This is a genomic window from Pantanalinema rosaneae CENA516, from assembly GCF_050753385.1.
Lineage (GTDB): Bacteria > Cyanobacteriota > Cyanobacteriia > Leptolyngbyales > Leptolyngbyaceae > Pantanalinema > Pantanalinema rosaneae.
The window spans coordinates 25,020-31,236 of record NZ_JBLZFZ010000078.1; the positions used below are offsets into that span (position 1 = coordinate 25,020).

The window sequence follows — 6,217 nt, forward strand, 5'->3', positions numbered from 1 at the left end:
CTAAACATGGAGTGATGTCAAAACGTTAACAAACTCAGATGCTGTGGCTCAAGAAGAGCGAGCATTACGAGTAAGGGTATAACGAATCACTGGAGGTGTGCAATATCGCTTCAAGCTGTTGTGATTCCCGCAATTCCCGCCGAAACGCTGCGGGTGGCACAAGCCATCTTTTGCAAAGGCAATCGCTACATGCAAATGCGTGATGAGTTCGGCGGTTTTTATCAAGACCGTCAGTTCGCCGCTTTGTATGCCACTCAAGGACAATCTGCCATTGCCCCGTGGCGGCTGGCACTGGTAACAGTGATGCAATTTATCGAAGACCTCTCTGACCGTCAAGCCGCAGAAGCGGTTCGCTCTCGCATGGACTGGAAGTAGGCATTATCTCTGGAACTGGACGATCCCGGCTTCGACTATTCGGTGTTGAGCGAGTTTCGGCAGCGATTGGTGGATGCTCAGGCGGAGCACATCCTGCTTGAAGAAATGCTCCAGTGCTTTCAAGCCAAAGGGTTACTCAAGGCACAGGCAAACAACGGACTGACTCAACCCATGTGTTAGCGAGTGTGCAAGCCATGAGCCGATTGGGGCCACCTCACTGAACAAGTCCTGTAATTATCCGGTCAGCAATTAATTTGGCTCTTTTAGCTGGTAATTATGCCCAGCGACTGATTGAAATAGGCAGAGTTTAGCTCAGGTACATGTTCTTACAGTTGTTGTCGAATGAATAAACTACAGTGAAGATGGGGAGTGACGTAGTTTAATCCAGGGAAAATCGCTGTCAGCCTTGTCGGTCTAAGCCGTAAGCTATTTGTGAGCCGATCCGGGTTCGGTTAACTGACGATGTTGTTCAGCCTTGATGGTATCTGGCAGCACCTTACTCACATTACCCTGAAGTTTTGTCATAGGTGAACCTGCGATCACGGCATCCTTGCCTGCCATTAACGCTGCAAATCCCTGTTTCGCTACCTCCGCTGGATCGTCTTTTTTACCAGCACCAGCTTTGGTGTTGTCCATACCAGCCCGATGGAAGAAATTTGTATCAGTTGGGCCTGGCATCAGCGAGGTGACAGTCACCCCGGTATCCTTTAATTCATTGCGAATAGCTTCGGCAAAGGAATGGATGAAGGCTTTCGAGGCGGCATAAACGGCTTCAAAGGGGCCTGGCATCAGAGCCGCGATCGAGGAGGTAAACAGAATTCGCCCCTGACCGCGATCGACCATATCCTTCACCACACGTTTTGCCAGATGGACGGATGACACAACGTTCAGGTTAATTAGATTTAACTCAGCTTGCAGATCGGTGCCGTGGGCAAACTCACCACCGACACCGACACCGGCATTAATGGCGATCGCATCTACAGGTCGTCCAACCGCTTGGATGCTACTGTAGAGCTTTTCAACTCCATCGTAAGTTGCCAAATCTGCTTGCACAGTATTGACGTTTGCTCCTAATTGATTAAATGCTGTTGCCGCTTCGTCAATACTAGCTCCGGTTGCTGTGACTAATAGATCAAACCCATTTTGAGCAAACTGTTTTGCCAGTTCATAACCAATACCATTGGAAGCACCTGTTACTACAGCCAGGGGACGAGTCAATGAGCTATTCATCACCAGTTAAATCCTATATTTTACTTCGTGCTTTCGATCGCAAATGCAGCAAAAAAATCAGTAGAGAATCAGCACCAATTGTGTACTTTCAGCCTTTTTCATCCTAAGTAAGCAGTTAGGTTGTTGCGTCTTTCCAATGGTGGATTCATAGGGAATTTACCGTGTTGTTCCCTATCGATCGCCACAAGTGCTTTTGCCGAACATCCTACTGACGGACGCATATTCTAGAATGTTAGCCGTTTGATGTTGGCAGGATCATGAAATTAAGCCTATGAGTGTTCCTCATCACACCTCGGAGCCAACGGTATTTGGTTTACCCGCCGATCAGGGGCGATGGTTACTGATTCCGCTTGGCATGAGTGTTTTGCTGTGTTTAGGTAGTGTGTACGCTTGGAGTATTTTTAGAAAGCCGTTAGAAGGTGAACTGAATATTAGTGCAACTGAAAGCCTATTACCGTTTACTGTTGCGCTCGTGTTCTATGCCACATTCATGCCGATCGCGGGTTTTTACATTCCTCGGATCGGGACGCGGATGATGACGATAATTGGCGGGCTGATTGTTGGTGCAGGCTATATTCTGTCTAGCTTTGCGACTCACATTGGCATGATCACTCTCACCTATGGGGTGATTGCTGGTACAGGGGTGGGCATTGCCTATGGTGTGCCTATGGTGGTGGTTTCCCGGTGGTTCCCGGATCGCAAGGGGTTAGCTGTAGGATTAACAATCATCGGCTTTGGGCTGTCTCCGCTGATCACTGCCCCTGTAGCCAGTCAATTAATTGGGGCATACACCGTAAGACCGACATTGCGGATCTTAGGGATTGTTTTTATTGTGATCATTTCGGGGGTCGCGATCGCACTGAAGTTGCCTCCCGCCGGATGGTATCCCCATCGCAGTTTAGCGGCGACTACCTCTGTGCCAATCCTGACCTATCCTAAACATCTGTTCCAAAGTCGATCGTTTTATGGATTATGGATTTGCTACGCTATTGGGGCATTGATTGGCTTGAGTGCAATTGGGATTTCCAGCCCGGTTGGCGAGGAAATTATCAACATTGATCCTAGGGTTGCTGCCAGTAGCGTGTCTCTGTTTGCTTTGTTTAATGGGATTAGTCGTCCGTTGTTTGGCTGGTTGAGTGATCGGTTTCAACCGCATTATGTCGCGATCGGATCGTATACGCTGATCCTAATTGCCTGTGTGCTGATGGCAAATGCCCAGAAGGGACAGGTGGCAACCTATTTAATTGCCTTTTGCCTGTTCTGGTTTTGTTTAGGCGGTTGGCTGGCGATGGCTCCAACGACGACGCTACGATTCTTTAATCCCGATCAGTATGCCCAAAATTATGGCATTGTGTTTACTGCCTATGGCGTGGGGGCACTAATTGGCACACTGACGACCGGACAAATTCGGGATTTGTTGGGAAGCTACACCTATGCGTTTTATCCGATGGCGTTACTGGCGATCGTCGGGATAGTGGTTGCCAGTTTAATGCTCAAGCGTCCGCGATCGCTGTCTTAAATTAGCCGTCAAGCACAGATTTTTTCGAGGATGACTTGATAGCCTTGATGAATTAGTTTGATCTTGCTACTAAATACTTTCATAAAAGCATCGATCGCGACTCTCGGCGGATTTTCGGCAATGCCCTGGGGAAAGTTAAAGCCATAATCATCAAAGACAATCATTCCCCCTACTTTGACTAATCCCCAGGTCAATAACGTATCTTCTAAAACATCACTGGCAATGTGAGAACCATCGATATAAACCAGATGATAAAAATCGGGAATCAGCGATCGCAATACCAGTTGCGATTGACCAACTGCCTTCCGCACTTTTTCCGGTGAGGCTGTGTGGGCAATATTAAAGTCAAACCGTTGTTCGATCGTTTTCAGGAACTGATCATCATAGGCAGCTTTATTCTCAACACCACCCTCAAAAGTATCAATACAGGTCAGGCGAGCCGTGGGATGGGTGAGAACATGATCAACCAACCAACAGGTAGAGCGCCCTTCCCAACTGCCAATTTCTAACACCCGAAGTTCCGGGGTATTGGCTAACGGCGTGAGATATTTTTCCCAAACAGGCAGGTTAATGCTAAACCAATCCTGGGTAAATTGATACCCTTTTGCCAGCACTTGAATTTGGTATTTAGTTTTCGCGAAATCAGCAATTTCTTCAGTAATCTTAGGGTCTAGTTCGGTTGCCTTGTGTAAAAAAGTCAGAGCTTGCTGAAAATCCTGTTGATCTTTGAGGGTAGTGGCGATATTGTAATGAACCTTTGCCAGATCGGATTGGGAAAACGTGGGATTAACCGCAAGTGCCTGCTTAAAATAGCCAACTGCCTGCTCTAGCTGATTTTGACCTTTTAACGCTGAACCGAAGTTATTATAGGCAGCCGCTAACAAATTTTTAATTGTATCTTTGCTTGCCGGTTCTAACGCCATACCTCGTTCACACAAGGAGATGACTTCGGGATACTGTTGTTGGGCCAGGCAATCTGCGGCTAACTGCTGCCAGTTTAGTACCGAGAAAAATTCTGGAGATTTGTCAATCCGTTTGAATTTGTCGAACAGATAGTTTAATTTCTCTTGCTCCAGGCGATGCCGCACAGTATGGGCTTCCCGGTGTTCTGGTGGCATTTCTTCTTGATAGTGTCCCGGTGGAGTTTGAAATTTCTTTAACTGCCGATCGAGATTGTTACCGGGATAGCGAATATATTCCACAGTTTCAATCGGCACTTTGAATACTTTAAAGAACTTGGCAATCCACAAATCATAGGACACATCTTCACAGCCCACCTGTTTATAAACCGGAGCCTCCGGAAACCCTTCCAGAAATTCATGGCAATCTCGCCGAATACACAAATTCTGGGCGATCGTATTTTCGATCGCGCCTTTCCAATATGGATGTAATGGATCTGCCATATAGACTCCCGTTCGCACAATCCCAACGGGTTGGGGCGGCAATTCGATCCGAAATGCGCCTTGCTTGGTTTCTAGTTGAAAGGAGGTTGGTGTGTGGCTATCTGTGTGGAGTGGATCGTGGTTAAGAATGCGAAAACAAAGATAAATATGTTCTGGATAGTAGAGATCATCCCCATCACAAAAGAACAGAATATCCCCGTGGGACATTTTAGCTCCGGTATTTCGAGCCGGCCCGATTCCCAAACTTTTGGAATGATGAATCAGTTGGTAATAGGGTTTATCCTGCATGAATTCAGTCACCCGTTCTACGGTGCGATCGGTAGACCCTTCATTAATCACCAACACTTCGGGGGTAATTGAGTCTGCGTCATCATAGTGTTGCCGAAACCATTGGATGCTGGCTTCCACGCTTTCCAGCGCTCGAATAATTTCCTTCTCTTTATTCAGCACTGGCACAATCACTGAAAATGAGCGAATCATACAATTAGCCCTCTAGCCTGTCTGGCTCAAAGTAATTCATCTAGGTTAATGCCCTTTGCCCGTAAGCGATCGATCAATTCCGCTTTCTCCCGTCGGGCTTGTTCTACCTGTTGTTGTGCCAGGCTCTCCCGCTCATCGGCAGCCAAATAGCGCTGCCCCTGCTGGTCATACCAGTACAACACTTCCCGTTGCATCTCCCCAAACGATCGCAGATAGCGACCGATCCCCAAGCCCACCTCTGTCATCCAGTAAGGTTCGCCAATTTGCAAGTGATAGGCTCCTTCAATCAATTTGTAGACCTCAAAGGGTTGATGACCATCGCGCCGCCAGAATTCGGGATTGTAAATAATGTAGTACAACACTCCCAACTTGGCGTAGATGTTCAACTTGGTGTCATATTCCTCGCCGGGAGTCCAGGAGACAATCTCCAGTGCCAGAATCGGTGGGATGTCCTGCTCCTCCCAAAGCACATAACTGCGGCGGGATTTCCCCCCTTTACGCCGTTCCACCCCTAAACTGAGGAAGCCATCAGGGACAATGGGAACCTTGGGACTGACTCCAGTCGTGTGGTAAATCGCCATATCAGCCCCGAAATACCAATCTGTGCGGTGCTGCCAAACTAGCGTTAACAAAAATAGGAGGAAATTGGGAATAAAGTTTTGATCTTCGTTATCCACGGGCGTATCGTCTGAGCAGGGTAATTCATCACCTGTCGGTAGCGATCGCTTTAAGTCAGGAGCCGCCATAGATCAATACCTACGGGAGAACAGTGGTCAACTTATTCTAAGAGATGCGGTAGGAGGGCGGGGGATTCGTTAAGGGTTCACTAACAACACGGGAATCACCGCGCCTGCCGGAAGGTGGGTTTGCCCGATCGCGATGATGGCTAAGCCATTTGTGCCTGCCAGATTAATCAAGTTGCCGGAACTCTGACTACCCCCGGCTAAGCGAAACTGATAACTGCCATCTACCACCTGCACCTGTCCCCAGACGTAGGTTTCCCGTTTGCCGTCCGATCGCAAGTCCTGCTGGGTGGTGGCGTTAATGACGATCGGGTTCCAGGGCGGAGGCGAGCCAGCTAGTTTACGGATGGCAGGTTGGACAAATCGCCAAAAGGTGACTAAGGCGGAGACGGGGTTGCCGGGGAGTCCGAAGTAGAGGATGGGGTAGGTGGGGGATGAGGGAGATGAGCTGTCTCTTATACACATCT

General features: G+C 48.3%; 4 protein-coding genes and 2 pseudogenes. 2 read left to right on the forward strand and 4 right to left on the reverse strand.

Annotated elements, in window-relative coordinates:
- Positions 1-102: 102 nt before the first annotated feature.
- Positions 103-581 (forward strand): annotated as a pseudogene (locus ACN4EK_RS28720) (transposase); the annotation flags it as partial.
- Between the two features lie 220 nt (positions 582-801).
- Here the strand turns inward: ACN4EK_RS28720 and ACN4EK_RS28725 are convergent.
- Entirely contained in the window at positions 802-1,605 is an 804-nt protein-coding gene (locus tag ACN4EK_RS28725; protein ID WP_431661862.1) for an SDR family NAD(P)-dependent oxidoreductase, read from the reverse strand.
- Positions 1,606-1,876: 271 nt separating this feature from the next.
- Here ACN4EK_RS28725 and ACN4EK_RS28730 point away from each other — a divergent pair, with 271 nt between their 5' ends.
- Positions 1,877-3,124, forward strand: a complete 1,248-nt coding sequence (locus ACN4EK_RS28730) for an L-lactate MFS transporter (RefSeq protein ID WP_431661863.1) — start codon at positions 1,877-1,879, stop codon at positions 3,122-3,124.
- 8 nt (positions 3,125-3,132) lie between these two features.
- Here the strand turns inward: ACN4EK_RS28730 and ACN4EK_RS28735 are convergent, their stop codons facing one another.
- The 3 genes and pseudogenes from ACN4EK_RS28735 to ACN4EK_RS28745 form a co-directional block, all read right to left on the reverse strand.
- Positions 3,133-5,007, reverse strand: a complete 1,875-nt coding sequence (locus tag ACN4EK_RS28735) for a glycosyltransferase (RefSeq protein ID WP_431661864.1) — start codon at positions 5,005-5,007, stop codon at positions 3,133-3,135.
- A 26-nt stretch (positions 5,008-5,033) separates the two neighbouring features.
- Positions 5,034-5,753, reverse strand: coding sequence for a Uma2 family endonuclease (locus ACN4EK_RS28740; RefSeq protein ID WP_431661865.1), 720 nt, complete (start codon positions 5,751-5,753; stop codon positions 5,034-5,036).
- A 69-nt stretch (positions 5,754-5,822) separates the two neighbouring features.
- Positions 5,823-6,217: pseudogene (locus ACN4EK_RS28745) on the reverse strand (gephyrin-like molybdotransferase Glp); the annotation flags it as partial.